The sequence below is a fragment of the Paenibacillus campinasensis genome, assembly GCF_002272015.1.
Taxonomy (GTDB): Bacteria; Bacillota; Bacilli; order Paenibacillales; family Paenibacillaceae; genus Paenibacillus_AQ; species Paenibacillus_AQ campinasensis.
Map to the genome: position 1 here is coordinate 1 of NZ_NPBY01000157.1, position 271 is coordinate 271.

Sequence of the window (271 nt, forward strand, 5' to 3'; positions counted from 1 at the left end):
CGTTTATTTCATGTAAAGATTCATGACTGTGTATTACAAAACCGTTTTTTCGTAAAATGAATTTGTCATATAGATCAAATAGGATGTTCGTGATATTTATGATTTCAAATATTTCAATTGGATATTCAACTTTAAATTTATTATCTTCATGGTATAAAATATCTACTAACTGTTGATATGTTAGCTCATTTGCATCACTAATTCTTAATTGTGACTCTATATGTCCCATATGACAAAAATGACAAGGACTTTTCCAATCTGAACAATAAGG

The 271-nt window shown here is 27.3% G+C and carries 1 protein-coding gene; it reads right to left on the reverse strand.

Translation table 11 applies throughout. The features are described from left to right. Window positions 1–229, reverse strand: a 229-nt coding sequence (locus CHH67_RS25860) for a hypothetical protein (protein ID WP_244908331.1), incomplete at its 3' end; no start/stop codon positions are given. Window positions 230–271: the final 42 nt, after the last annotated feature.